Raw genomic sequence first — 25,741 nt, 5'->3', positions numbered from 1 at the left:
ACTCATTTCAATTATATGTGTTCTCGATTATGAACTAAATACCTTTTTTCCAAACAACTCTTTAGGCAAAAGCTAGTTTTTTCATTCGTACAAGATAATCCTTATAGCTATTTGATAATAATAGACTGATCAGTTTTCACCTTATCTAAAATCTCATTATAAAATATAATAAAAGTATTAAATATTATAGGCGGGTATAAAAATGAACAAACAATCAATCGTGTTTACTGGAGGCGGATCTGCGGGGCATGTTACTCCTAATATCGCCATCATTAATGAACTTTCAAATGAAAAATGGACCCTACATTATATAGGATCGAAAAAAGGCATTGAAAAGGAACTAATTTCCGCTATGAATATCCCATATTACGGAATTAGCAGTGGAAAGCTCCGGCGGTACATTGATGCAGAAAATGTGAAGGATCTGTTCCGTGTATTAAAAGGAATTGCGGAAGCAAGAAATCTTCTGAAAAGGCTAAAACCAAACCTTGTTTTTTCAAAAGGAGGCTTTGTCTCAGTTCCAGTTATCATTGCTGCCAGTACACTAAAAATACCAATATATATACATGAAAGCGATTTGACCCCTGGTTTGGCCAATAAAATTTCTCAGCGTTTTGCTACAAAAATCTTTACTTCCTTTGAAGAAGCAGCAAAGCATTTTCCAGCATATAAAACAGATGCCATTGGTTCCCCAATCAGGAGGGAGATTTTTTCGGGTGATAAGGAGAAAGGAATAAAGTTTCTTGGTTTTAACAAAGAAAAGCCCATTTTAACTGTAATGGGAGGCAGCTTGGGAGCTAAAAAAATTAACGAAACCATCAGGGATTCACTTAAGGAGCTTACTTCGCAATATCAAGTCGTCCATCTATGCGGAAAAGGGCTAAAAGATGAGGGTTTAAATAACATTACAGGTTACCAGCAATTCGAATACATAAACAAAGAACTGCCTAATATACTTGCTGCAACGAATGCAGTCGTTACAAGGGGAGGATCAAACGCCATTTTTGAATTTCTAGCTTTAAAAATACCCATGTTAATTATCCCTCTGACCAAAAAACAAAGCAGAGGCGACCAAATTTTAAACGCAGAATCCTTTATGAATAAAGGATACGCACTGACATTGGAAGAAGAAAATTTAACAAAAAACAGCCTCATTCAATCATTGGAAAACCTCGAAAAAAGCAGGGAGAAAATTATATCTTCAATGGAATCTTCACCTATTGGTGACACGCTTTCTGTTTTGATAAAAGAAATTGGAAATAATTATTAAAAGTATAATTTCATGATAGATATAAACGTTAATATGGGGTGATTCTTAACGGAATAAACGTACAATTTCATGGAAAACAGTTTGAAGGTATTCAAGTAAAAGCTGTTTTCGAAAATGCCCTGTCGTAAGATGTATTGAAACAATTGGAATATGAAAAAGAACCTTACAAGGGGTTCTTTTTTTAGTGGTGATTTACCTAGGTGATGGTTGGTTATTAACGGAACTCGCTAATATCACTTCGCTTCTTTTTGGAGATTCTCTAGTTTTTCGGTGTGAAAATTACTTTATCCTTATAAGTTCGTCCGCTTGCTTTTGATCCATCTCTTAGGAAGAGTGGTTCCTCCTCTCAGGTTGTCCCTTCTTTAACTGTAAAGTTTTCGAATTTAAAGGTTTCTTTAAAACACAACGGTTAACTGAATTCAAAACCATTAGTTCACTGTGGGGGTGTTTAAACGGAACCGAAGTGACCGACTACACTTTGGGATGCCGACCATGACCGTGAGAACAAGATCACTCACCCGTCGGTGGGTGGAAAACGAAACACTACTGACATCTCGTACGAGGCGAAGCGGCAGCGTGTCCCAGATCAAGCACTCGGTATGGCGTGATTCCATCAATTTAACCTACAGTGCGAGCAGTAACCATGTAAAAACCACGGCCTCGTTTGGGCTCATTACCGACTGTAGGTATGACGAAAAAGAGCGTGTAAGGTAGGTACAGATCAAAAAAGGAAACGGAACGTTTGTCTTTCACTAAGAGTACAACCTGCTTGACCAGATGAAGCGAACATGGACCGAAACGGCCAGTAGAACGAAACTGAATGAAGACCAGGTGTTTGCGTATGACAAGCATGGCAACATACAGCATCAATGATGGCCAAGAGTATCAAAGCAGCGATTCAGTTGCAAATCCCGACCTTACAATGAAAATGGAAACACGGTTTCCATCGATAAGTTCATCTACAGCTATACCGCATGCAATCAGGTGAAAAAAGTCAAAGATAAAGGTGGCAACTATCGTCAACAGTTATATATTCTTGTGTTGTCTGCTTTAAAACGAATGGTGGAGAAGTGCATGGTGGTTAAATAAGTTAAGATCATTTGTTTTGATGACAACGGGTTTAGAACAAAATCCTATCATTCGCCTGAATTTGCTCATGTTTTGAATTTATCGATATAGAGATTACTGACCTTAATAGCAAGGAAATAATTGTCGATCAAGACCAAATCATTAAAACAAAAAGATGGGATGAAACATGATCCGGTTGTTTTATTTTTATAGACAGGTACGATGCACGATTATTAGAAGAAGACGGGGCTTTACAGCACGGCTATCTTTGTGGTTTGGAAAGGTTTATTTACATGGCAAATTAAATAATAAAAAGCAGTCCTTATAATAAGGGCTGCTCTTTTCATATGTAAGATTAGTGACGAGTTTTATTGACGTGGGTCACTTTCCTTGTTAATTTTGTTTTGGCTTTATCAGAGTACTCATATCCTACAGACTTTCCGTAATTCCAAACTGCATCTTGGGCTTGATAAATTTTGTCTGTATAATATCTTGTTTTAGGAGGATTATGAAAAGTGTTATAGGTAGCTGATCCAGCAGCTGAAGCCCATACATTTTTTACAAATCTTGCTGGGATAACACATGCTGCAAACTGGGAAGTCCATTCTTTGAGAGTATCATAAATCGAAGAATTACCTGTGAACGTATCAATCAACTTGTAATTCATAGAACCAGGGTTCACATTAGAATATTGGGGATCGCCAGGCTTAACAGGAATAACAGGCTCACCAGGTAATGGTGCTTCAACTTCATCACTGTTCTCTCCTACTAAGGACTCGTCCATATTTTCTGAGGAAGTAATAGTTTCAGCTACTTCTTGACCTGTTTCTTCATCAAACTCTTCTACAATGGTCAACGTATCAACTACTTGTGTTTCTTCTGTCACGGGCTCATCAGTTGTTTCTGCAAAAGCTACATTTGATGTGGCTCCCAAAATGGAAGCTGTTAAAGCCACACTTGATAAAATTACTAGATGCTTTTTCAAAAATTCACCTTCTCTTCTAAAATTTTGAAATACAAGATTTAGTATACAACATTTCCGAATATTGTGATACAATTATTTTCTGAATTATATGAAAGGTGGGACAATAATGTTCAGCGAGAAAGAAAACAAAAAATCCCCATCAACTGTGTTTGTTATCATTCTGGCAATTATAAGTATTGCTGTCTTTCTGCTATCTAAAATAAGTTCTTTACACGGGACAATGCAATACATTGGGTTTGCTCTTTTTACTGTTCTATGTCTTACGATGACAATTGTTAACCGTCATTCTAAATCAAAGATGGCAATCACAATTGTATTTTTCCTTTTTCTTGCATACGACTTTTTTAAATAATGCATTGACAATAAAAGGATGGTTTTAATGAGTAAGTCCCTTTTGTATCTAAGAGTCATTGCTACTCCCTTGATGGTCTTAATAGCTGGGTTGTGATTGGGGAAGGTGATTTCTTCTACAACCAGCATGATTGCTGTCGTTATTATACTTATTATCTTCTTTCTCTTGGAAGCTAAAAGCAAAAAGAAATCAACTTGAGTTGTAACCAACCAAGGGGAGTACAGCCAGTATGCTAAAAGAAAAGTAGAGAGCTCTCCGATAGTATTGAAAGTCTAAAAGAGCAGTTAATACTAAGGGGGGAGAAATAGTGAAAAAATTTATTGTTGGCATTGGCATTGGCATTTGCTTTGTTCTTAGTATGCTTTTTGTTTTAGGAGCTTGCAGTAAATCTGATACACCAAATGAAAAAGCATTGAATGAGGCGAAAGAGAAAAAAGAACCCATTTCATACTTCAACAGCAAGGATATAACAGACAGCAGCTCTGAAAACCTTGTTTCGCTGTTAAAAAAGCAAAAGGAAGCAGAAAGCGGAAAACCATTCAAAATTACCATTCATATTTTGCAAGATGGAACAAAATACGGAAAAAACCAATTGAGCTTTGATGGAAAAAACTATACATACAAAGTAAATATAAGTTCTTATGAAAAAACGGGAACCTACTCCTGTAAATCCTGGGATGGACTTTCGCTCCAAAATTGCAGTCAATTGGAGGAAGGTAAAGAGTTGCCATTGATGTTTGCTCGTCTATCCGAAATAAAAAAAGCTGAATCAGAGTTATAATGAGAAATGAAGGAGGCAACCTCCTTCATTTTTTAGGAAATTAGTATAAAACATCGGTAATAAATTTCCCATCAATGGATGTAAATAAAGACTTGTAAACGGAGAAAACAAGACCCGTTCGGATTCCAAAACGCTCATGTGAAAAGCGGATGTTTTTATGTTTAGTAATTATCTCCGTAAAGATGTTTCAAGAGTTTGTTGGCTTCTTTCGAAAGTCTATCCAAATCAATGGCATGATTGTTTATTGTGGCCCAATTCACACCTCCAAAATGAAGATCGGTTGTCATTTGGATGAACAACCCTGAGCGTAGTTTTATTTCCTCGGGTACAGGCATGTTTTGGTTCAGGGCAAAGACTAATTTGTCAATTTCGTTTAGTTCTTCGGTGGATTGATACATGCTTTTGTCTTTATTTTCTGGATATCGCGATTGATAATGTTGATAGAATCGGCTGATCAACTCATCAAACGTATCCCATGGATACTCCTTGTTTATCGCTTTAACTTCATTAAATAATTGGGTGAATTTATGATTGTACTTCTTCGGCTCTATCGTTTTATCATTAAACAAGATGAATCCCTTTATATACTTAGGAGAAAAAGCAATTAATCCGGAGGTAACGATTAATTGCTTTTTATATTTCCTGATTACGAACAGTATCAAATGTGTGATATCAAAATTCAGTATAGAGTGGGGTGTTTGAAAGTGTTATATGACGATAGATACCATATGCACTTAGGTTATTACGAAAATGGATTTGATTTAGAAGGGCAACAAGCGAATATATGGCAGCCAGATGTTTATTGCTACAAGGCCTATTCCCTGGTTTAATCCTTGCGGCACAATCAGTTGAGATGCAGTGTATCTGAGGCCATCTGTACGATGTACCGTAAAGTATAGGAATTACACGAAAGCAGGGTTACTGCGAATTCCTGTTTTTGTGAAGTTTGCGGAGTAGATGATTTATCAAATAAAGAAAAAGCCGCTCAGGCGGACGAGAGAGCTTGGCGATTGCCAAGCTCTTTATCCTTTATGTCCACCGATTAACTTACTTCTATGGAGAGCTGTACCTGCTTTGGTGAACGATACGGCTCTTAATAAAGATGCAGGACCATGTTTTCTTCTTATTTCATCCATCGTATAACCTAGTCGATTTCGTTTAGGATTATCTAAATCAAACAACGATAACTGTATTTCGGAATCATCCACAACATTTGAAATCCTAACATCTATACTTCTCACAACGTCGCCATTATAAAACTTCTCAAACAATTCAAGACAAACATTATAGACATCCATCGTGATATTGGTCGGTTGATCGATTGTTTTTGCTCGGTGGAATCCGCCGCCGAAGGAATCTTTGGAGTAACCGATACCTAAACTAATCGTTCTTCCCGCTTTGTGTGCAGACCTTGTTCGCCTGGCCACTTCTTCGCAGATTTCTAAGATCACATGCTTTACTTCTTCTTTGTCTGTGTAGTCCCTCAATAGAATTTGGCTTTTTCCAAAACTGATTTGGCCCAGTATAATAGGTGCACCAAGATCACTATTGTCGATACCGTGAGCGTGATAATAAAGCTGGTTTCCCATGATTCCAAACTTCTTTTCCAATAGTTCTAAGGGGTAGTGGGCTAAGTCACCCACTTTAACGATACCCATTCGGTTTAATGTATTTTGTAGTCTTGAACCGATACCCCACATTTCAGACAGTGGGGTAACAGGCCATAATTTTTGAGGGACTGATTCATATGTCCACTCGGCGATCCCTTCTGTTGTTTTTTTAGCATCGAGGTCCAAACATAGTTTACTGAGCAACATGTTCTCACCGATTCCGATCGCTACTGTGAGTCCTAACTCTTCAAATATCTCCTTTTTTATCCTTCTTGCGATCGACCATTTGTCACCAAAAATACGTTCAACAGGATTTACTCGTATGAAGGCTTCATCTATGGAATAAACGTGTATATCTTCTCTAGCTGCATAACGATGGAGAATTTTGGTTACTTCCATAGACATACAAAGGTAATACTTCATTTCCGCATTTACGATGTGGATCTCTTTATGTTTGGGTATCTCAAACAAGCGGCTTCCTGTTTTGATACGATATTTTTTTTCATAAGGGGGGTTGACGCTAAAACGACACTCCCTTGGCGATCGGTAGCTCCAACAACAGCTAAGTAGGTGGTTAACGGATCTAAGCCTCTTTTTATACACGAACATGAAGCATAAAAGCTCTTTAAATCAATACATAATATGCTTTCTCTTTTGAAATCCATGATTAACACTCTCCCGAACGTATGTTTCTCTTTATTATATACGAATATACGTTCTTGTTTAACAGGTAAATTTAAGGAGATTAATTTAGGCTGCTATCTCCTGCCATAATTAACGAAAGGTTAGGCGAAGAGGGAATTGTTAAATTTGGTTTTTCTAATGCAACTATCGGGCAGTTTAGTTTAATATGCTATGTTAAAATAGATAAAAGAAATTGTATGAAAGGCAGAACATATACAAAAATCATTGAAAGAAAGAGTTTTACATATGAGTGTACTATGAAATTTATATCGCATATTAAGTTAAACCGCTCGATACAGTGTTTTTCAACTCAGTTAAAATAAATTATGATTAAAGAAAAGGAGGGTAAATATGTTAAAAAGAGATAGTAAGAGCAACTGTTTTATTGAGACTGATGTATCTAAAATTGGTAAGGATGAAAGCATTAGAGTGACTTTGGTAGATAAAGGTTACACTGGTAGCCCTTGTTTAAGAATTCAGATTAGAAAGCATGATACAGGCCAAGTGTATATGGGACCAGAATTTCCTATCGAGTATTCGAATGAACTGATCAAAAATATAAAGATATTACAAAAACAAGTTTAATTTATCAAAAAAGCATTGCTCACTCGCAATGCTTTTTTGATTATGTTATTAATCGAGGATTTTGCACCTTTTGATGACCTAACTGAGTTTGGCAAAACCACTTCCTTATTTTGTATATACAGTTATTTTATCTTATGAAATTTAATACTGCAATAACTTTTTTGGTAACGAAATCCCAGTAAAAATCTAAGGCAACGTTGGAAAGTAGCACAATAAACGCATTATCTATGCCTTTATGCCTATGGAGGAATAAGAACACTACTGAAGTCATAGAAAATAATAAGGGAAACAGCTGTGAACAGTTGAAAAGGGGGAAAACCTTGAGAAAACATTACGCTGCAACTCTTATATTTTGTATGCTGTTCTTCATGGTTGGTTGTAATCCCATTAGTAAAACAAAAATCTCGGTTGAGGCAAAGGTTTCAAAATTAAGTGATAAACAGTTTGAAGAAGTGGGAACTGAAGGCTTAAAGAATTCTTCAAAAGATGATTTTCGTAAGTTTACCTTTAATTTTAAAATGGAAAATCCACCTGATACCTCACGAAAAATTGAATTTCCTAAAGGAATAGCTTGGAAGAAATCGATAAACTCGGTGGATGGAAAAGTCAGGTACTGGTTTGGTGAAGAATACCAACAAGATAATGAAGATGAAAATTTCGCACTTTATCATAAAGACTTTCTCTTTTACTCCAAAGGGTTAAGCGAAGATGAAATCAAAGAGGCATTCGACTCCATTATCTTGAAAGTAGCTTGGAAGACGAAAGAGAAGTACCAAGAAGAAAAAGAATATCAGGTGAGCAAATTAATCAAATTTAATTGAATATTAGCTTAAAAAAGGAAAGCTCAAGAGCTTCCCTTTTTTGTTAAATCGGTTCCAATAAATGTCGTCTTATGCCTTATGTATTCTGCATACAATCTTTTTTCTTTATCAGTTATGACATATTCTCTTGATTTACTCCATGTATGACTTAGTACATCATCTGGTTGACCTTGTTCAAACCTAAAGTTCGTTTGATCTTGAAGAGCGAATAGAAATTTTGATAAATAATCTGCAAAAAATCCACTGTTGGTTCTTTATTGCTCAACAGTGGATTTTTCCATGCATTTAATTGTCTTACTCTAATGATATATATGGATTTTATTTAGGTAAAAAGAACCTTAAGGCACTATATTGATTACAGCCATAGGAATGTACCACTTCTGCCTTGTTTTTTACCGCCGATTGTCACAATATTGACCACTTTGGGGCGCCCATGTGGTGTATTCCTATCTGCCCAACGGCAAGAAGGTGGTAACCGCCCATACTGCCATCTATATCGGAAACCACAGGATGATTGACCTGGCTTCAACGGTGGGAATGGTACGTGAAAAACCGCTGGGTTGGAGGGAAACGATTCACGAAAGCATCCAACACTCCCGAACCCCAAAAACAGAGCGATTAGGCTCTGTTTTTTTCATCCCTTTGTCATGGATGACTAATTTCCTACATAACAGTAGTATTGCACGTCCATTTTTGCAATGAAGGGGATGATCAGTGTGTTAGAACAACCCGCAGCGCAACCTCAAGGCAACGGGATGGCAGTCAGCAGCTTGGTATTGGGTGTGGTGGGCCTCGCTTTAGGAATTATCCCATTTTTTGGATGGTTTTTGCTGCCAGCCTGGATACTCGCAATTGTTTTTGGAGCGGTCGGCTTAAAGCGAAAGCAAAGCAAAGGCATGAGCTACACAGGATTGATTCTCGGAATCGGAACCTTGGTCTACAAAGTGGCGTTTTGGATTTTATTTTTAGTGGGACTTTCCCAAACATCGGTATAGCAGGGAAACAAACAATCCGCGAGCGGGTTGTTTGTTTTTTTAAGAAAAAATCAAGCTCTCCGTTCAGGCAGTGCTATACTGAGTTTGTAAATAAATGGATATACAGGAGGCGAACGGATGAAGATGAAAAAAATCATGATAGGAATGCTGGGTGCAGCCCATCCTCTTTTTTTTGATTCTTCCGAATGATGGGTTTGGGAAGTTCCTCTTTGTCCCAATGATCGGCAATGAAAAGCGGATAAGACGATTTTTAAACCCGCAAATTAAAATCAAGAACAGGACAAAACAAAGCAGCAATGAAAATTTCATTGCTGCTTTGTTTATGCTTTCAATGAGCAAATAAAAAGTAGGCAGAAATAAAACAGAAAAAATAAAACCCCTGATTACACAGGGATTAAAGGAATATCATCTTGAATAGCTTTATTTATTACAGCTAACGTAGATTCAATATCATTATAGGTATCAATATTTCCATTGTTAAAGTATGTGATCTTGATACAATTTTCTTCATAGCACACGGTAAAGATAGGAGTAGTAACTAAGCTTTCGTGTCCTAATAGTTCTTGAAGCGTTCTGAGATCAACCTTATCTTTATTGTCCTGAAGTAATAGCGAAGCAAACGTGTGCCTTAGGTGATGCAAAGAAAAACGATGGGAGGGAAGACCCGCATGTTCTAACGCTTGCTATCTTGTGTAAGCCCCTTGGATTTAATGGTTGGTTGCGGGCATTATAAAAAATAGGTTCACTATAATGTAATTGAGATTTTTTAAGATGTTTTTGATAAGTCACAAATATCGGAATAACGGTAGGATGAAGGGGGACCCGAAAATTTTAATAGTTTGTGATACCAAATCCACTTGTTCCCACGTTAAATCAACCAACTCCTGTCGTCTCATACCTGTGGTAGCTAAGAGCTTAAACATCAATACGTTACGTATTCCTCGTGGACTGGTGTTACTCTCTAAGGACGAAAACAGCTTTTGCAGCTCTTGAAGAGACATATATTTCGGCAATTTTTTGTCTGCCTTAGGTGCTTCAATACCTGCGGTAAAATCCATCTTCATGTAATTTTCCTTAAGACAAAACTGGCTGAATGATTTTAAACATGAAATACGGCGCTGCAAAGTGCGTGGTTTGATGCCATGGTTAATGACTTGATCCTGAACGAAACGGCGGACACTGGATGCAGTAAGCTCGTTCAGATCTAAAGATCGATGATTGTGCATAAGGAACTCACCAAAGAGTTTTAAATCAAAGGTGTAGCTATTTAACGTGTTGACTGAGTAGTTTTTTTCAACTTCTAGTTACATAAGATAATCATCTGATGCTTGTACGTAATCCAATTTTAAAAGACCTCCTGTGGAATTATGAGGATCAACCCTGAGAGTTATGTTCGAGACCATACATTATATGAACTCCAGTTACTTATGAGGAAGTGAACCCATATTATTGGGAACTTGGAGCAAATTAGGGGACGATATGAGTTATTATAGGACATTATGTTTATTTCTAGTTAACATAATATATATTCTAGGAAGCTATGTAGAAGAAGTTGATTTCTGTATCAATTGATAAGTTTTCTTGGTATAATGAGACGAAATTAAAAATTTCATTGATCAGTCACCCGTTGTTAAAGAAATCTTTCATTGAAACCATTTGCTTCCAAGTATAAACTAAACTAATATTATACAAATTTATAAAGAAGGAATTTAAAATTGAAGAATATCCTGCTTATTTTTGCCTCCATTGTTATTCTGAGTACTGTTGGACACCAGCCAAAAGGCGGTTTCAAAGATCCTCGTGAAAAATCACGAACAAAATCTTTTCATCCTCGGGATTCACAACCGCCAACAACTGGTATGTAATATATAAATCTCCATCTCATCAATGAAATCTCCGAAAGCTCTTCCGGGTATGAATGCACACTTAAAAATTCCCCCTTGATTAAGACATGACTAGTCTTACAGAGGGAATTTTTATGTGTTAAAAGCTCTTAACGGCCTCCTCAAAGGCTGTACATACACGATTTTTGATTCGGAGGAGCTGTCCTCCTTCAGATTGGAGGGTATACAGTCCAAAGGGAAGTATTTCTTCTTCTATTGTTCTTCCCGACGTTCTGTATTCCCAGTCCACCAGGTCATAAAACGGAAACCAGGTATAACCCGTTATGGGCTTCCCCTGTTCCCTTCCCTTCTTTAACACATCCAAGCTTTCATGGAGCCAATCCATTCGTTCCTGCTCTGTTCCCCGATAACTGGTTTCGGTAATAAACACCGGTTTATTATACCGATGAAGAAACCGGTCAATGATATCCATTAAATCATTCGCTGTTCCCATTACATGGGGGAAATGAGCGCCTGAGGAAGCCGCTTCTGACTGATGAACACTAAATTGTGGATAAAAGTTGATCCCCGCGATATCGAGATCAATTTTATGTTCAGAAAACCAATTAAGCTGCTCATCCGTCACCCCATGTTCCTGAATCCAGGGAAGAAGGACCTTGTTTTCACTCAACTTCCCCTGAATCATTTCCCATGAATACATGGAAAGCTCGCTCCACCTTTTTCGTTCCAGCTCTAAGGAAGCGTTATCGGTACTTGGTGGATAATACTTTTTCGTAGCATCAACATGGACCGAAATGCTCTCAGGATTGATCGATTTGACTTCCTCAACCGTATGAATAATTCCTTTTCCGAGCTGCATCATCAGCTGATTGAATCCTTTAAGCCCTTTTTGATATGGCGGCCATTTTCCTAGAAGCCCACAATACTCTGCATTCACATATGGCTCGTTCAGCGGGGTGAAATAGGGCGTCACGTCCTTATACCGTTGAAAAAAAGCGCCCGCAAAGCGTGCTACAGCCTCCGGATACTCGGGGTTTAAAAACGCTTGCTTCAGCCAGCCGGGCGTACCGTAATGCATCAAATCGATAATCGGTACCAGCTCCCGGTGCTTCCTGAAATAATCCATTACCTGATCCACCCACAACCAGTTATACTCACCCTTCGTTTCCTCTACCACATGCCAGGGTATTCCGTAACGAATCATGCTAGATCCACAATTTCTCGCCAATTCCAGGTCTTCTCTCCATTTTTCATAATGCTGGGTCAATGCATACTCATCCAGGGGACGTTCGCCCCGCTCGGTCTGGGTCACAAAGGTATCTTCAATCCCAACTGCAAAAACAAAATTTTTCATCATTTATCACCTTTGATCATTAATGGATTTAATTTTGTACAGCTCACACTTCGGTTTGCGGTCATAGGTAAGCAGTCCGTTGATTTCTTGTTCCACATCGGTCAGCTGCGTATAACAAAACCCCTGCACAACAGAAGACCTCATTAAAGCTTCAGTTACGTTCCTGTACTCCTCGATCAGTTCTTCCCCGCTTTCAACTGAAGAATAGCCCCATCCTTCTGCTGATACCTTGTACGCAATTCCCCCATATTCCGTAATCATAATCGGTTCCTTATGATAACTAAAACCTCGCGCATAGATGGCACGGTTGGCAGGCTCAGTAGAAATGGCACTTTCGGTAGTTTCATAGGCTTTTTCCATCTCGGTCGATGATTGATAATTATGAATGCCGCAAATATCGGATTGCGTATGTTCCCAGCCCTCGTTGGATAGCACCGGACGGGTCGTATCCAGAGATTTTGTTAAATGGTACATCGCCTGTGAATGAGCTTGCTGCTGAGCATCACGTTCTACCCGGGAGATACCCCAGCTTTCATTAAGCGGAACCCAGACAATTAGTGAAGGATGGCTGTAATCCCGTTTTATCGCTTCAATCCATTCACGGGTAAGACGGCCAGCGGCCTGTTCACTGTATTCTGCCGCATTGGCCATTTCTCCCCATACAAGAAAACCAAGTTTATCGGCATGATAAAAAAACCGCGGGTCCTCAACCTTTTGGTGCTTTCTGGCCCCATTAAACCCCATCTCCTTTGCCAACAGGATGTCATTCTTTAAATCGTCGTCACTGGGAGCCGTCAGCAGGCCGGTTGGGAAGTATCCTTGATCCAGGACGAGTTTTTGGTAATAAGGCTTGTTATTCAATAAAATTTTTCCGTTTTCAATCGAAATTTTTCTCATACCAAAATAACTGGAAATCGTATCAAGCGTGGATGTGTCATCTTTTAAAACAAGCTCCACATCAAACAGGTTGGGGTGCTCAGGAGACCAATACCAGCCCGCTCCATGAATATTGCTTCGTTCGGTAAAACGGCTGCGAAGGTCAATGTTTCGTTTCGTATAGGTGTCATGCAACGATAACAAATCCTGAATAATCACCTTCCCTCCAAAAGAGATACGCACCTCTGCCTTCAAGTTTTCTAAAAGTCGGCTAACCTCCAGCTCCATCCCGATCGATCCGTTGTCAATATCCGGTGTCCAGCGAAAAGACGTGAAATGGACAGGATCTACCGGTTCAAGCCACACTGTCTGCCAGATCCCTGTTGTTCTTGTATAAAAGATCGATTCTGATTGTTCTTTCCAAAATTGCTTGCCCCGTGGAATGGTCTCATCTTCCGACGGATCTTCTACACGAATCACGAGATCATTTCTATTATTTTCATTCAGGTACGGTGTAACGTTATGCGAAAAAGAGGTATGACCGCCTTCGTGAAAACCGACGAGTGAACCATTCACATAGACCCATGAACGATAATCGATCGCACCAAAATGAAGATACAATTCTTTCCCCTTCCATTCGTCAGGAACAAGAAGCTCTCGTTCATACCAGACTACATCGTGAAAGGCGGTTTGATGAATCCCGCTCTCTTCACATTGATAAGCAAACGGTACCTGGATTTTTAATGATTCTTCAGGCAATCCATTCTTGTACCATCTTTTATTCATCCCTTCATTTTCATCATCAAAGATAAAGTTCCATTCACCGTTTAAATTTAACCAAATGTCCCGCTGAAATTGGGGACGTGGGTATTCGCTGCGTTTTTGTGTCATACATTTGCCTCCTCTATTTGATCCCTGTTTGTGTAATTCCTTTTATAAATTGGCGCTGGCCGACCAAGAAAATCGCTAACATCGGCAGAGTTGCCAACGTTGTCAATGCCATTAGCTTTCCGTAAGAGGAAACGAAACTTCCTTGCTGCATAATCGCAATTCCCGTAGTAATGGTCCGAAGCTCAATCGAATTCGTGGAAACGAGCGGCCATAAAAAATCATTGTAAATCGTCATGAATGTAAAGATGCCAAGCGTCCAAAGCATCGGTTTGGCTGAAGGCAGCACAATACGTACAAATACCTGCTATTTGTTTGCTCCATCAATCACGAAATTCCTGTGCATTTTTAGGCGGAGTATTGGGATCCAATCCTGCTTTTTTGAAAAGGTCTTTGTTCCAATAAAACATCAGCGGGTGAATATCCAGCGGTATGCCATAGGTGCTGCCGTTAACCTTGGAAGCTTGAAGCGCTTTTGGGTGGTAATCCTTTTCGCTGATTTTTTTGCTCTTGGTCAGAATGCTTGTTTTTAAAAGCTGATCTTTTGTCGCATAATCTACAATGCGGTCCGCGTGCATGATCATTAAGTCTGGCAAATTATTTTTTGAACTCAGGGTCAAATTCACCATTTTGTAATAGTCGGATGATGGAATGATCTGCAAATCCACGTTGTATTTCTTTTGCGATTGATTATACGACCTGACAATCTCTTCAAATTTCGGACCGTCCGGACCTGAAAATGGAACCCACAGCTTTACGTTCTTTTTATCTTCGCCTGTGGCGCTTGTCTGCTGCCATGAACAACCGGCAAGCATGCCGCAGATGATCATTAATACCAACCCTGCAACATTGATCTTTTTCATTTGTTCCCCTCATTTTTAAAAGCGCTTTCAAATATGGGCCTATTATTACATACAAACATATTTCATTTCAACTTTTTTATAAATAAAAAACCGGACTCCATTAAGAATCCGATTCTTGATTTATGAGTATTTAATTTTCATGAGCAAATCCTGTTCGTAATTGCCGAATTTAGAACCGAAAATATTTAGACCGCCTACTTTCTCGGCATCCCGCTTGACGCCAAAGGTTACGGAAACATAGGGTCTTTCTTCTAACTGAAGGGTTTGAACAGTATGATCTGAAATCTTCAAACTGTCCACAAAACTGCCGCTCTCATTCACCTTCCATTGTTTTAGCATCCCAAACTGTGTATTGTGGTCTTCCCACCAGGAAGGTGTAAGAAATCCCCGTTCCCCGCCAAAATCTGAAGGGCTTGTCCATGTACCGATTTCAATCCCATTAATCCAGCAGGTTATATCAGAAGGCCAATCCAGCTTGTGATAAGGAGCTTCCGAACACATTTCCACACTCAGGCTGATTTCTTCCACTTTTGACCCATAGGGCACACGGTTTGGAAAGTGATATTCCAAAAATCCTGCTCTGAACCATATGATTTGCGCATCTTTGCGGTCCGGTTCAAAGAAGGAGCGCTGATCATCAATAATACTGATAATTCCGTTCTCGCTGGCAAGACCGCAGGTCGGCTCAACTTCGCATTGAACATAATTTCCAATCGGCATTTCGAGTGTAATGAACTTCTCAGGCGCTTCTTTTTTACTGGCCAGATCAATGACGATGCGGTCAAAGCGTTTGGAACTCACCTTCTGGCTGCCGCGTCCAGGTACGATTTCGGTCGCAATTAAACCCGCTTCTTCCAGCTTTTTAATGTTCACGGCAGCGGTGGAAAAGGGAATCTCGAGCCGTTCTGCCAAGTCGTTCACATTTTTGGGCCCTTCCGTCAGGACACTCAGCATTTCCATCCGTTGCTGATTCCCAAGCGCTTTGCTTACCGCTAATGCCTCTTCTAGTGTTAAATGCAGTACTCTCACATAGACCTCCGTTTTATTACAAAAAATAGTGTTATAAAAAGATATAATGCATCGGGTACTTATTTGTCAAGGGGATATCTCTTATGGATACTGACAGTCCCTCCTTTTTAACTAGGTCATTGTATTCGACCACAGCTTGTTTGCACTGGTCTTGCGGAAACCCATGCGTATGACGGAAAAGCGCCAAGCTACAACAACTGCGATGATAGTGCCGTTACAAAGAAAAAGTTAAAAATCAGGAATGATGATTTTGGCCATACACCCGCGGTGAAACGGACTGGTACTAACCTTAAGGAGGTGCTGATGAATGAAAAAGGTCAAGAGAATACCTATGGTTCTGTCTATCGTCATAACTGCCATTCTGGCATCCCTTCATCCCGCGAACTCAACACTAGCTGAAACCCATACGTACGACGGTAAAAGCCCCTACTACAATCATTGCGCGGACAGCGCGGTAACCAAGGATAAAGTGTGGATTGATTCTGTTTCTTACGTTGAATTAAAATACAGTACGTTGTGTAAAACGGTGTGGGCCAAAGTAATCCTCACTAGAAACGCTACTTCCAACTATGAAGCAGATGCCAGAATTGTCCGCAGTACAGATGGAAAAGCTTATACATGTGACAGTTCTGGCGGAAACGGAGCTGTAAATAAAGGCCAGACTTCCTGTTATACAGCGATGGTTTCAATCCCAGAAAATCACAAGCTCAAGGGAAACACGCCATTGCCAACAGTGATGCCCTATAATCAAAAAGAAACCATTTGGTATTAAGGTATAATAAATAATGATATTTTTCTCTTCATCTGAGTATATTTCAATGTGGATAACCATTCACATCATGAAAATGCGTAGGGGGATGAGGAGATGAAAAAGATTCAAAGTATCTATTGGATTTTTACAGGTTTATTAGCGGTGCTTATGCTCGTCGGTTCCATTCCGGATATCGCCAAAGTCGAATCAGCGGTTGACTTGTTTAATCATCTTGGATACCCGGAATACTTGCTTCCATTCCTAGGTGTAGCCAAATTGCTCGGAGTGATCGTACTTTTATTGCCTGGCTTTTCACGTTTAAAAGAATGGGTATATGCAGGATTTGTATTTGATCTGGCAGGAGCCACCTATTCCACGATCGCAGTTGGCGATCCCTTCAGCTCCTGGTGGGTAATGGTTGTTGGGCTGATTCTTGCTGCAGGGTCCTATGTGTACCACCACAAAAGATTGCAAGCAAAAGCTGCGGGCAGTTCGAGTTTCTAATGCTAAAAAAGGCAGGCTCACATAAAGTGAACCTGCCTTTCCATTTCCTTGATTACTTTTCTTGTCCTTTTGTCTGCTCAGCGTTAAAGGTCCATTTCAGGTTTAGAGAATCACCCTGAAACACGTTTTGATCTTGTCCGTTATCCACGAACCCCTTACTCACACCATTTTTCTTTAAGCGAGTTTTCCATTTAGTTCGAAACGTTTAGCAATCTGCTCAACTATTGCATTACCTATTTGAATGGACGCAGTAGCTGCAGGAGATGGGGCATTGCAAACATGCAAAGAACGTTCACCAGAGAAGATGGCAAAATCATCTACCATGCTGCCGTCATACTTAATTGCCTGTGCTCGAACGCCCGCATGGGTTGGAACAATATCCTTTTCTGTTAACTCCGGAATCAGTTGCTGCAAACTATGTAAAAACGCCTGCTTGCTGAAGGAACGCACGTACTCTTTCAGGCCTTCCTTCATATTAGGCATTGCCATCTTCCAGAAGCCCGGATAGGTCAATACCTCAAAGAGCTCTTTCACATTAATGTCCTTTTTGGTATAACCCTCACGTTTAAAAGCTAATACTGCGTTGGGTCCCGCATGTACATCCCCATTTATCATCCGAGTAAAGTGGACGCCAAGAAATGGAAAATCAGGATTAGGTACCGGATAAATTAAATGTTTTACGAGATGCCTTTTTTCAGCTGTCAATTCATAATACTCACCTCGGAATGGCACAATTTTCATACCGGTATTTAAATCGGCCATTTTAGCCACGCGATCACTGTGCAAACCCGCGCAATTGATTAAAAAGCGTGCTTTTATCGTACCTCGGGTTGTCTCAAGTGATACACTCTCCTTCTCTTCAGCTATGTTTTCCACTTTCGTACCAAGATGGATTTCGCCTCCACCTTCTTCAATGATACGGGCAAAAGTACGGGATACACCTTTATAATCTACAATACCTGTACTTGGCACCCGGATCGCACCCACTCCTTTTACATGCGGCTCTATCTCCCGAAGTTCTTCTGGCACAATTTTCATAACATCCAGCTGATTCTGTAAGCCCCGCTCATATAGATGCTCTAACAACGGCAGTTCTTTCCGTTCGGTCGCCACGATGACTTTCCCGCAGACGTCATATTTAATTCCATGTTCCTTGCAGAAGTGCACCATGGCTTTACTCCCTTCGCGGGCAAAACGTGCCTTGAAACTCCCTGGTTTATAATAAATACCTGAATGGATTACCCCACTGTTATGACCCGTTTGATGATGGGCCAAGTCCTCTTCCTTTTCGATGACGATAATTTTTGAGCCAGGGTATTGCTTCGTAAGAGCCATGCCTGCTGATAAACCAACGATTCCTCCCCCTACGATAGAAAAATCATACATAATATCCCTCTTTTTTAATGGTAATTTAGATCTGGGCCGTTCACTTTTCCATACTTGCATGAGAGGGCAAAGATCACCATGACCTTTGCCCTGCTTGCTTTTTATTTGGTTTGAATCTTCATCGATAGATACTTATCCTCTAAATAATCATCAATTCCCTGGTGCCCGCCTTCACGACCCATTCCACTCTCTTTTATCCCTCCGAACGGAGCTTGGGCTACAGTCGGTATTGCATCGTTCATACCAATGATTCCAAATTCCAAAGCTTCTGAAACTCTGACGGACCGACTGGCATTCTGTGTATAAAAGTACGCCGCTAAACCATAAACCGTATTATTCGCTTGTTGAATCACTTCTTCTTCTGTGTCAAAAGGTATAATGGGAGCCACAGGTCCGAATGTTTCCTCATTGGTAATCAGCATTTCATTCGTTACTTCATCCAAAATGGTAGGTTCATAGAACAATCCATTGGAAAGTTCTCCCTTCAGCCTTTTCCCGCCGCAAAGAAGACGAGCTCCTTTATCTAAAGCGTCTTGTACGTGCTCTTCTACCTTTGATAACCCATCACGGCTTACCAGAGGCCCCACCTCAACGGTTGAATCCAGGCTATTACCGACTTTAAGAGCTTTTGTTTTTTCCAAAAATAGTTTTGAGAACTCCTCAATAACTGAACGCTGAACATAAATCCGATTTGCACAAACACACGTCTGTCCTGTGTTTCTAAATTTACTGGCAACAGCCCCTGCTGCAGCTTCTTCCAGATCCGCATCATCAAACACAATAAATGGAGCATGCCCGCCAAGTTCTAGTGACAATCTCTTTAATTGGGAAGCCGATTTGGCGACCAAAAGTTTTCCCACCTCAGTAGAACCTGTGAAAGATATCTTCTTAACCACCTGATTATCAAAAATCTCGTCTGAAATAGGACCAGAATCCCCGGTTACCACATTCACAACACCACGCGGAACTCCCGCCATTTCCACCAATTTACCAAATGCAATGGCACTGATAGGAGATTGTTTGGCTGGCTTCACAATCCCTGTACATCCTGCAGCCATCGCCGGGCCGATTTTTCGAGTCATCATGGCTAGCGGGAAATTCCAAGGGGTAATGGCAGCCACTACTCCGATCGGTTGACGAATCACCATTAATCTTTTATCAGGTGTGGAAGCAGGAATGGTTTCCCCATAGATCCTGCGTCCTTCTTCAGCAAACCACTCCAAATAACTGGCCGCAAAGAACACTTCCCCCTGTGCTTCCTTAAATGGTTTTCCCATTTCCATGCTCATAATTTCAGCTAATTCATCTTTGTATTCATGCATAAGATCACGAATTTTCAATAGATATTTACCGCGTTCCCCTGCGGTTAATTTCGACCAAGACTTAAACGCTTCACCAGCAGATTCGATGGCCTGCTTTGTTTCGAAGCGTCCTCCTTTTGGAACTTGGGCGACGACTTGACCGTTGGATGGATTAGTAACTGAGAACGTTTCTCCGCCCTGAGCGCTTGTCCATTCCCCATTTATAAACATTTTTAGTTCACTTAAGTTAACTAATGAGTCTACTTTTAACATATACATCCTCCTCTTATTAATGGGTTACATGCCGGTTGCGACATTCTTTTCCTCTGTTTTTTCTTCGTGGAACGAAATTCTCTGGTTTTTAATAATGAATGTATAGGCTAATGAAGCAATTGCACAAATGACTATGGGTATAATCAGCGCAATGGTGAAATTTTTAAATTGAGAAATGAGCAGCCCGGTTACTACAGGAGCGAGCCATCCAGCCAGATTTCCTACAAAGTTTTGCAATCCTGCCAGCTTTCCTTCAGCCCCAATCGGAGCGACATCCGAGACGGTTGCCCATAGGATACCCGCTGCCAACCCCTCACCGCCAATGGCAATAGAGATAAAGATAAGTGCTGTCATCGCATCTTTTGTAAAGATGGTCGGAATAATGAATAACGGGAAAAGCATACCGATCGCCAAAATCGTTTTCCTGGCTTTAATAGAATTCCATCCTCTTCTTATTAACCAGTCAGATAGAATACCACCAAGGATGTTCCCCAGGAAAGACATAATCCATGGAAGCATTGTAAAAAATCCGGCCTTTAACAGGGTCATATGCCTTTCTACTACTAGATAAGTAGGCAGCCAGGTCATCATTAAATAGATCAAGTAATTATGTGCGAATAAGCCATATAGCATGGGCCATACATTTCTATACCTTAGAAATTTTATCGGTGATATCTTAATAGCAAGCTCACTTTTTGTTTCTGTTTGTCCCGCTGCAATATAATCAACCTCGGCTTTATTCGCAATGGCACTTTGGCTTGGTTGATTTCGGAAAAAGAACAGCCAGAACGCCAGCCAGATAAACCCAATGGATCCGATGACTACAAAAGCCGCCTGCCAGCCCCATTTTTCAATGATCCATGCCAGTACCGGAGTTGTAATTCCAATTCCAATTGCTGTTCCTGAGTTGAAAATTCCGTTTGCAACCCCCCGTTCATTCGCAGGCAGCCAATCAGAGATTACTCGAGTATTTGTTGGAAATGCAGGTGCTTCCCCAATTCCCATCAAGACACGAATTCCGATCAATGTACCGATAGACCGGCCCAGTCCCGTGAATACCGTACATAAAGACCACCAAACAATAGCAATGGAATACGTTAATCGTGCTCCTAATTTGTCTACAATCATCCCCACTGGAATTTGCATTAAAGCATACGACCAAAAAAATGCGGATCCCAAGATGCCAAATTGCACAGTTGAAAGAGAAAGATCTTTCATCATCGAAGGCCCTGCAATTCCGAGAATAGCCCGGTCCATATAGTTCACTGTTGTAGCAATGAAAAGAAGGACAACTACCAGCCATCTTCCATTCGTTTTCTTCATACGCTCACCTCTTATTTTCATTTATAAATTGAATACGCTTCCAAAAACTAAGTCAAAGTACGCTCATTTTATTCCGTTCGTTATAGCTGACTTCCAGATCACCATGATAAGCCTTTTCAATGATCGCTTGAATATCAGCAGGCCTTGTAAGCCTTGGATTCACATGTACATTCCCGCTCCTCATTGAGTCTTCCACAAGCTTTTCCATTAATTGCAATGAAACACCCAAGTCCTTTATATTGAGGGGGATATTCATTGACTCATTCATTCTGATAACCGTTTCAATCGCCTCTTTGGCAGCCTCCATCTCAGGAAGACCATTGACTTCTCTACCTAAAGCAATGGCAATATCTTTATATTGCGCAGCACATGCCGGCAAGTTAAATTTCATCACAAAAGGCAGTAATGCAGCATTTGCAATGCCATGAGGAATATCAAACGTGCCACCTAGCGTATGCGATATGGCATGCACATTTCCCAGACGTGATTGGGAAAACGCGACCCCAGCAAGCATCGCAGCAACAAGCATCTTTTCCCTGCTTTCAATATCCGTTCCCCTAAAATACGCCTTTGGCAAATGCTCACCAATCATTTTAATAGCTTGTATAGCATATCCCTGGCTAACCGGATTAGCAGTTTTAGATGTATAAGACTCAATGGCATGGGTTAAAGCATCCATTCCAGTCGAGGCTGTAATTTCCTGTGGCAGCTGGATGGTAAGAGCTGGATCAAGTATAGCTAGATCCGAAAATAAATAGGAACTTAGCACACCCAGCTTAAAGGAAGTTTCTTTGTTGGTCACCACTGTCGAATTTGTGGCTTCACTTCCGGTTCCTGCTGTAGTAGGGATCGCAATAATTGGCAGTGGGGGAATCCTAATCATGCCTACTCCCTCATAATCAAGAATATCACCGGGATTCACTGCCATTACTGCTATTGCCTTTGCGGTATCAATACTGCTTCCGCCACCGACACCAAGTACTGCATCACAATTTCTTTGCCTAAGAACCTCGGTACCTCTTCGAATAGTGTCAGCGGATGGGTTCGGCTCTACCTCATCATAGATTTCATATTCCAAATTAACTGCATGAAGCGACTTCACGATTCCTTCTAACAGATTCGCTGACCTTACCCCTTTATCAGTTACGATTAAAACCCTGGAAACATCCAGTTCATTAACTAATTCTCCTGTCTTTTTAGACATACCGTTTCCACATTCCACTCGGGTAGGCATAAAATAAGTAAACGACAATGTTTGAACCCCTTTCTGTTTCACTTTCTTAAATCAAATGCCTCTTTGATCTTTTATAAGGCTTTTCGAAGCAACTCTTCCAAACCATGGAGAGTGGGAACCCTCGGATTATTTCGGACCAATCGGTCAATCTGTAAAGTCTTCTCCGCAATATCGGAAACATCTTCTTCTTTTATTCCTATAGCTGAAAGGTGTGTAGGCAATCCAATCGTCTCAAGTAAGTTAAAGACAGCTTTTGAAGCAGCCAATGCCGCTTCCTTCCTGGATAAACCATCAGCGTTGATGTCAAAGGCTTTTAAAATTTTGACCATTTTCTCTGTTTCTACTGCCGTATTAAATTCCATTACATATGGCAGCAGGAGCCCTGTCACTTCTCCATGTGGGGATTTTACAAGTCCCCCAATGGGATAAGCTAACGCATGGGCTGCCGCAGTTCCAGCATTTGAGAAAGCCATTCCGGCAAGCAGACTGCCCAATAACATATTTGAGCGTGCTTCAAGATTTGTCCCTTGCTGTACCGCGAGCGGAAGATTCTTGGCAATTAATTCAATTGCCCTGTAAGCAAGAGCATCACTAATGGGAATTGAACCTTGAAACAAAATCTGGCCTTCTGCTTGGATAAATGAAAATGGTTTAGCTGTGTATGCCTCAATGGCATGGGATAAGGCATCTATTCCTGAGCAAGCGGTTATGTATGAAGGAAGGCCAATGGTTAACTCGGGATCAAGCAACGCAACAGTTGGCCGAAGATAATTATCCGAAATTCCCACTTTTAGATTGTTCTTAACATCAGTCAATACTGAAACCGATGTGACCTCAGAACCGGTTCCGGCTGTCGTTGGAATTGCTACTAAAGGCGCAATTGGTCCTGGAACCTGATTTTCCCCTCCATAATAATCAAGCGGATGTCCTCCATGCGCGACCAGAAGGGCAACAATCTTTGCCATATCTATGCTGCTGCCTCCCCCCAACCCAATAACGGCATCGGTATTTTGTGACTTGGCAAACTCATAGCACTCCAAGGCTGAATCTATTGGTGGTTCTGGTATAACTTGATCATAAACAACAGCATGGTAGCTGGCCTGCTCTAAAAGAGCTAAAACTTTATCAACAATGCCGGCCTGTTTAATTCCAGGATCAGAAATAAGCAGAACATTTTTTGCTCCAAGCTTTTGAAGAATTTCACCCAGTTGCTGAATTGCCCCATTCCCAAATACAATTCTCTCTGTAGAATAAAAATCCCATGTAGTTCTCATACCTTTCACCCCTTCTTACAAATTGATCACGACAAGCTTTTCATCTGTCATTTCCTGAATAGCAAAATGAGGACCTTCTTTACCAATTCCACTGTCCTTTACACCACCATAGGGCATAACATCAGCGCGATATGTAGACACATCATTGATAATGACCCCGCCAAAATGGAGCTCCCTTGTGGCTCGCATCGCTAAATGGAGATCGGATGTAAACAGACCAGCCTGCAAGCCAAATGCCGAATGATTCGCTTGTTCGAATGCCTCTTCAATTTGGTCAAAAGGAATAATGCTTATGACAGGTGCAAAAACCTCTTCACATACCACCTTCATCTTTTCAGTGACATCTACTAAAATGGTTGGTTTAAGAATAGCCCCTTGCCTTTCCCCGCCGTATATCACTTTTGCCCCCTGATGAACGGCTTCCTGAATCCATTCTTCTGCTCTTCTTGCTTCTTTTTCTGATATCATCGGCCCTATATCGGTCGCAGAATCGGCAGGATCCCCAATCTTCAAAGACTCGGCAACTTTTATAGCTTTTGCTACAAATGAATGATAAATGTCACGATGGACATAGACGCGTTGTACGGAAATACAGGCCTGTCCTGCATTTGAAAAACCCCTCGTAATACACAAATCTGCAGCTCTGTCGATATCAGATACATCTTTGTGAATAATATTGGGTGAATTGTTACCTAACTCCAATGTAACCTTTCGGATTCCCGTCTTACTTTTAATTTGACGCCCAACGGCTGCACTGCCTGTAAATGTATACATTGCAATGCGCTCATCTTCTAAAAGATATTGACCCGTTTCTTGGCCACGTCCGTTGACAACATTCAGAAACCCTGCTGGTAATCCAGCTTCTGATAGTATTTCTGTAATCTTGCACACAATAAGGGGAGTTACTTCAGCCGGTTTTAAAACTACTGTGTTTCCTGCGGCAATCGCTGGTGCAACTTTATGTAAAGTTAGATTAAATGGAAAGTTAAACGGTGTTATAGCTCCAATAACCCCTACAGGAACACGTATCGTATACGCCATTTTATTTTCATTTCCCGGCTGCCCTAAAGGCACCCCGTTGCCAGCAATCCGTTTAGCTTCTTCAGCAGAAGTAATCAGCGTTTGAATTCCTCTATCGATTTCCCCCCGGGCATCTTTTAATACTTTGCCTACTTCACTTACAAGAATCATAGCCAGTTCTTCTTTTCTCTCTCTTACTATTTCTGCAGCCCGCATTAAAATCTCATATCTTTGATTGGAATCCAGTTTCTTTGTCTGAAAAGTATGTAATGCATTAGTAACAGCTTCAGTAACTGTCTTTCTGGATGCACTGCCGATTCGTGAAATCTCTTCATACGTATATTTGTTAACGACAGGGATTGTATTTTGATCAGTAATCCATTCTCCATTTATAAAATGTCCAAAAAATGCGCTTGATGTATTTATTGTTGTTCTCACTTCCATTCCTCCTAGAAGACGTATTTTAATAATAAAGCGCTTTCAAATAACATGTAATTTAATTACCATCAATCTGTTGCTCCATCAGGACAATAAATCACATGTTCATTTCTTTTTCTTACTGAAGATGATTTCATCCTAAATAATATATTATTTTTTAAGAATATATCACATAATATATTATTTTGTAAATATTCAAAATAAGAAAAAATAGTATAAATTAAGTAGAACT

At 40.4% G+C, this 25,741-nt stretch carries 23 protein-coding genes and 5 pseudogenes; 9 read left to right on the top strand and 19 right to left on the bottom strand.

Features of this window, described 5'->3' with window-relative positions; all coding sequences use genetic code 11:
- Positions 1-202 precede the first annotated feature (202 nt).
- The gene (locus DMO16_RS03855) at positions 203-1,270 is read left to right on the top strand and encodes an undecaprenyldiphospho-muramoylpentapeptide beta-N-acetylglucosaminyltransferase (RefSeq protein WP_129475464.1); all 1,068 of its coding nucleotides are present in this window, start codon (positions 203-205) and stop codon (positions 1,268-1,270) included.
- Positions 1,271-1,762: 492 nt separating this feature from the next.
- The gene (locus DMO16_RS03850) at positions 1,763-1,984 is read left to right on the top strand and encodes a hypothetical protein (protein WP_129475462.1); all 222 of its coding nucleotides are present in this window, start codon (positions 1,763-1,765) and stop codon (positions 1,982-1,984) included.
- 709 nt (positions 1,985-2,693) lie between these two features.
- On the opposite strand, the gene DMO16_RS03845 is transcribed toward DMO16_RS03850, so the two are convergent.
- Entirely contained in the window at positions 2,694-3,323 is a 630-nt protein-coding gene (locus DMO16_RS03845) for a hypothetical protein (protein ID WP_129475460.1), read from the bottom strand.
- Positions 3,324-3,605: 282 nt separating this feature from the next.
- Positions 3,606-3,803, bottom strand: coding sequence for a hypothetical protein (locus DMO16_RS24540; RefSeq protein WP_206738045.1), 198 nt, complete (start codon positions 3,801-3,803; stop codon positions 3,606-3,608).
- A gap of 179 nt (positions 3,804-3,982) precedes the next feature.
- Between DMO16_RS24540 and DMO16_RS03840 the strand changes: the two genes are divergently transcribed.
- Positions 3,983-4,456, top strand: coding sequence for a hypothetical protein (locus tag DMO16_RS03840; protein ID WP_129475457.1), 474 nt, complete (start codon positions 3,983-3,985; stop codon positions 4,454-4,456).
- A 161-nt stretch (positions 4,457-4,617) separates the two neighbouring features.
- Here the strand turns inward: DMO16_RS03840 and DMO16_RS03835 are convergent, their stop codons facing one another.
- Positions 4,618-5,025, bottom strand: coding sequence for a hypothetical protein (locus DMO16_RS03835; RefSeq protein ID WP_129475455.1), 408 nt, complete (start codon positions 5,023-5,025; stop codon positions 4,618-4,620).
- Positions 5,026-5,118: 93 nt separating this feature from the next.
- On the opposite strand from DMO16_RS03835, the gene DMO16_RS25370 reads away from it, so the two are divergent.
- On the top strand, positions 5,119-5,286 hold the full coding sequence (locus DMO16_RS25370; RefSeq protein ID WP_425590059.1) for a DUF3986 family protein: 168 nt from the start codon (positions 5,119-5,121) through the stop codon (positions 5,284-5,286).
- A 192-nt stretch (positions 5,287-5,478) separates the two neighbouring features.
- Here the strand turns inward: DMO16_RS25370 and DMO16_RS03825 are convergent.
- A pseudogene (locus DMO16_RS03825) lies at positions 5,479-6,731 on the bottom strand (DNA polymerase thumb domain-containing protein).
- Between the two features lie 370 nt (positions 6,732-7,101).
- Between DMO16_RS03825 and DMO16_RS03820 the strand changes: the two are divergent.
- The 3 genes from DMO16_RS03820 (at position 7,102) to DMO16_RS03810 (ending at position 9,151) form a co-directional block, all read left to right on the top strand.
- Positions 7,102-7,335 carry a hypothetical protein gene (locus DMO16_RS03820; protein WP_129475451.1) on the top strand — a complete coding sequence of 78 codons (234 nt, stop codon included), beginning with the start codon at positions 7,102-7,104 and terminating at the stop codon, positions 7,333-7,335.
- Between the two features lie 320 nt (positions 7,336-7,655).
- On the top strand, positions 7,656-8,156 hold the full coding sequence (locus DMO16_RS03815) for a fructose-bisphosphate aldolase (RefSeq protein WP_129475449.1): 501 nt from the start codon (positions 7,656-7,658) through the stop codon (positions 8,154-8,156).
- 716 nt (positions 8,157-8,872) lie between these two features.
- Entirely contained in the window at positions 8,873-9,151 is a 279-nt protein-coding gene (locus DMO16_RS03810; RefSeq protein ID WP_241840445.1) for a hypothetical protein, read from the top strand.
- Positions 9,152-9,534: 383 nt separating this feature from the next.
- Here the strand turns inward: DMO16_RS03810 and DMO16_RS24785 are convergent.
- From DMO16_RS24785 to DMO16_RS03780, 8 genes and pseudogenes are all read right to left on the bottom strand, one after another.
- A pseudogene (locus tag DMO16_RS24785) lies at positions 9,535-9,819 on the bottom strand (tyrosine-type recombinase/integrase); the annotation flags it as partial.
- A 117-nt stretch (positions 9,820-9,936) separates the two neighbouring features.
- A complete protein-coding gene (locus tag DMO16_RS24780) occupies positions 9,937-10,152 on the bottom strand; it encodes a site-specific integrase (protein ID WP_241840651.1) in 216 nt (71 codons plus the stop codon).
- Between the two features lie 81 nt (positions 10,153-10,233).
- A pseudogene (locus DMO16_RS25115) lies at positions 10,234-10,443 on the bottom strand (site-specific integrase); the annotation flags it as partial.
- Between the two features lie 691 nt (positions 10,444-11,134).
- Positions 11,135-12,349, bottom strand: coding sequence for a family 1 glycosylhydrolase (locus DMO16_RS03800; RefSeq protein ID WP_164988844.1), 1,215 nt, complete (start codon positions 12,347-12,349; stop codon positions 11,135-11,137).
- Positions 12,350-12,355: 6 nt separating this feature from the next.
- On the bottom strand, positions 12,356-14,116 hold the full coding sequence (locus DMO16_RS03795; protein WP_129475443.1) for a glycoside hydrolase family 2 protein: 1,761 nt from the start codon (positions 14,114-14,116) through the stop codon (positions 12,356-12,358).
- Positions 14,117-14,129: 13 nt separating this feature from the next.
- Positions 14,130-14,402: a carbohydrate ABC transporter permease gene (locus DMO16_RS03790; RefSeq protein ID WP_129475441.1), complete on the bottom strand. Its 273-nt coding sequence runs from the start codon at positions 14,400-14,402 to the stop codon at positions 14,130-14,132.
- Positions 14,403-14,436: 34 nt separating this feature from the next.
- Entirely contained in the window at positions 14,437-14,976 is a 540-nt protein-coding gene (locus tag DMO16_RS03785) for an extracellular solute-binding protein (RefSeq protein WP_129475439.1), read from the bottom strand.
- 120 nt (positions 14,977-15,096) lie between these two features.
- A complete protein-coding gene (locus DMO16_RS03780; RefSeq protein ID WP_129475437.1) occupies positions 15,097-16,005 on the bottom strand; it encodes an ArsR/SmtB family transcription factor in 909 nt (302 codons plus the stop codon).
- A 331-nt stretch (positions 16,006-16,336) separates the two neighbouring features.
- On the opposite strand from DMO16_RS03780, the pseudogene DMO16_RS03775 reads away from it, so the two are divergent.
- Both DMO16_RS03775 and DMO16_RS03770 read left to right on the top strand, forming a co-directional pair.
- Positions 16,337-16,777 (top strand): annotated as a pseudogene (locus DMO16_RS03775) (DUF2690 domain-containing protein).
- A 93-nt stretch (positions 16,778-16,870) separates the two neighbouring features.
- Positions 16,871-17,260: a DoxX family protein gene (locus tag DMO16_RS03770; RefSeq protein ID WP_129475435.1), complete on the top strand. Its 390-nt coding sequence runs from the start codon at positions 16,871-16,873 to the stop codon at positions 17,258-17,260.
- Positions 17,261-17,312: 52 nt separating this feature from the next.
- Here DMO16_RS03770 and DMO16_RS03765 read toward each other — a convergent pair.
- The 7 genes and pseudogenes from DMO16_RS03765 to DMO16_RS03735 all read right to left on the bottom strand — a co-directional run.
- Positions 17,313-17,411: pseudogene (locus DMO16_RS03765) on the bottom strand (TasA family protein); the annotation flags it as partial.
- Between the two features lie 23 nt (positions 17,412-17,434).
- On the bottom strand, positions 17,435-18,646 hold the full coding sequence (lhgO, locus tag DMO16_RS03760; RefSeq protein WP_129475433.1) for an L-2-hydroxyglutarate oxidase: 1,212 nt from the start codon (positions 18,644-18,646) through the stop codon (positions 17,435-17,437).
- Between the two features lie 101 nt (positions 18,647-18,747).
- Positions 18,748-20,220, bottom strand: a complete 1,473-nt coding sequence (locus DMO16_RS03755; protein WP_082635735.1) for an NAD-dependent succinate-semialdehyde dehydrogenase — start codon at positions 20,218-20,220, stop codon at positions 18,748-18,750.
- A gap of 24 nt (positions 20,221-20,244) precedes the next feature.
- Positions 20,245-21,543 (bottom strand): MFS transporter, encoded by a 1,299-nt coding sequence (locus DMO16_RS03750; RefSeq protein ID WP_164988843.1) that lies wholly within the window; start codon positions 21,541-21,543, stop codon positions 20,245-20,247.
- Positions 21,544-21,595: 52 nt separating this feature from the next.
- A complete protein-coding gene (locus DMO16_RS03745; protein ID WP_129480297.1) occupies positions 21,596-22,777 on the bottom strand; it encodes an iron-containing alcohol dehydrogenase in 1,182 nt (393 codons plus the stop codon).
- 71 nt (positions 22,778-22,848) lie between these two features.
- Complete coding sequence (locus DMO16_RS03740; RefSeq protein ID WP_129475429.1) at positions 22,849-24,051, bottom strand: hydroxyacid-oxoacid transhydrogenase; 1,203 nt, start codon at positions 24,049-24,051, stop codon at positions 22,849-22,851.
- Positions 24,052-24,066: 15 nt separating this feature from the next.
- Positions 24,067-25,515, bottom strand: a complete 1,449-nt coding sequence (locus DMO16_RS03735) for an aldehyde dehydrogenase family protein (RefSeq protein WP_129475427.1) — start codon at positions 25,513-25,515, stop codon at positions 24,067-24,069.
- Between the last annotated feature and the right edge of the window lie 226 nt (positions 25,516-25,741).

Source organism: Fictibacillus sp. S7 (assembly GCF_004127935.1).
Lineage (GTDB): Bacteria > Bacillota > Bacilli > Bacillales > Fictibacillaceae > Fictibacillus_C > Fictibacillus_C enclensis.
This window is presented reverse-complemented; position numbering and strand designations above follow the sequence as displayed.

Coding starts and splice junctions, on each gene's coding strand:
- DMO16_RS03855 (WP_129475464.1), top strand. CDS start 203: ATGAACAAACAATCAATCGTGTTTACTGGAGGCGGATCTGCGGGGCAT.
- DMO16_RS03850 (WP_129475462.1), top strand. CDS start 1,763: ATGACCGTGAGAACAAGATCACTCACCCGTCGGTGGGTGGAAAACGAA.
- DMO16_RS24540 (WP_206738045.1), bottom strand. CDS start 3,803: ATGCTGGTTGTAGAAGAAATCACCTTCCCCAATCACAACCCAGCTATT.
- DMO16_RS25370 (WP_425590059.1), top strand. CDS start 5,119: ATGTGTGATATCAAAATTCAGTATAGAGTGGGGTGTTTGAAAGTGTTA.
- DMO16_RS03820 (WP_129475451.1), top strand. CDS start 7,102: ATGTTAAAAAGAGATAGTAAGAGCAACTGTTTTATTGAGACTGATGTA.
- DMO16_RS24780 (WP_241840651.1), bottom strand. CDS start 10,152: ATGTCTCTTCAAGAGCTGCAAAAGCTGTTTTCGTCCTTAGAGAGTAAC.
- DMO16_RS03800 (WP_164988844.1), bottom strand. CDS start 12,349: ATGAAAAATTTTGTTTTTGCAGTTGGGATTGAAGATACCTTTGTGACC.
- DMO16_RS03795 (WP_129475443.1), bottom strand. CDS start 14,116: ATGACACAAAAACGCAGCGAATACCCACGTCCCCAATTTCAGCGGGAC.
- DMO16_RS03785 (WP_129475439.1), bottom strand. CDS start 14,976: ATGAAAAAGATCAATGTTGCAGGGTTGGTATTAATGATCATCTGCGGC.
- DMO16_RS03770 (WP_129475435.1), top strand. CDS start 16,871: ATGAAAAAGATTCAAAGTATCTATTGGATTTTTACAGGTTTATTAGCG.
- lhgO (WP_129475433.1), bottom strand. CDS start 18,646: ATGTATGATTTTTCTATCGTAGGGGGAGGAATCGTTGGTTTATCAGCA.
- DMO16_RS03755 (WP_082635735.1), bottom strand. CDS start 20,220: ATGTTAAAAGTAGACTCATTAGTTAACTTAAGTGAACTAAAAATGTTT.
- DMO16_RS03750 (WP_164988843.1), bottom strand. CDS start 21,543: ATGAAGAAAACGAATGGAAGATGGCTGGTAGTTGTCCTTCTTTTCATT.
- DMO16_RS03745 (WP_129480297.1), bottom strand. CDS start 22,777: ATGCCTACCCGAGTGGAATGTGGAAACGGTATGTCTAAAAAGACAGGA.
- DMO16_RS03740 (WP_129475429.1), bottom strand. CDS start 24,051: ATGAGAACTACATGGGATTTTTATTCTACAGAGAGAATTGTATTTGGG.
- DMO16_RS03735 (WP_129475427.1), bottom strand. CDS start 25,515: ATGGAAGTGAGAACAACAATAAATACATCAAGCGCATTTTTTGGACAT.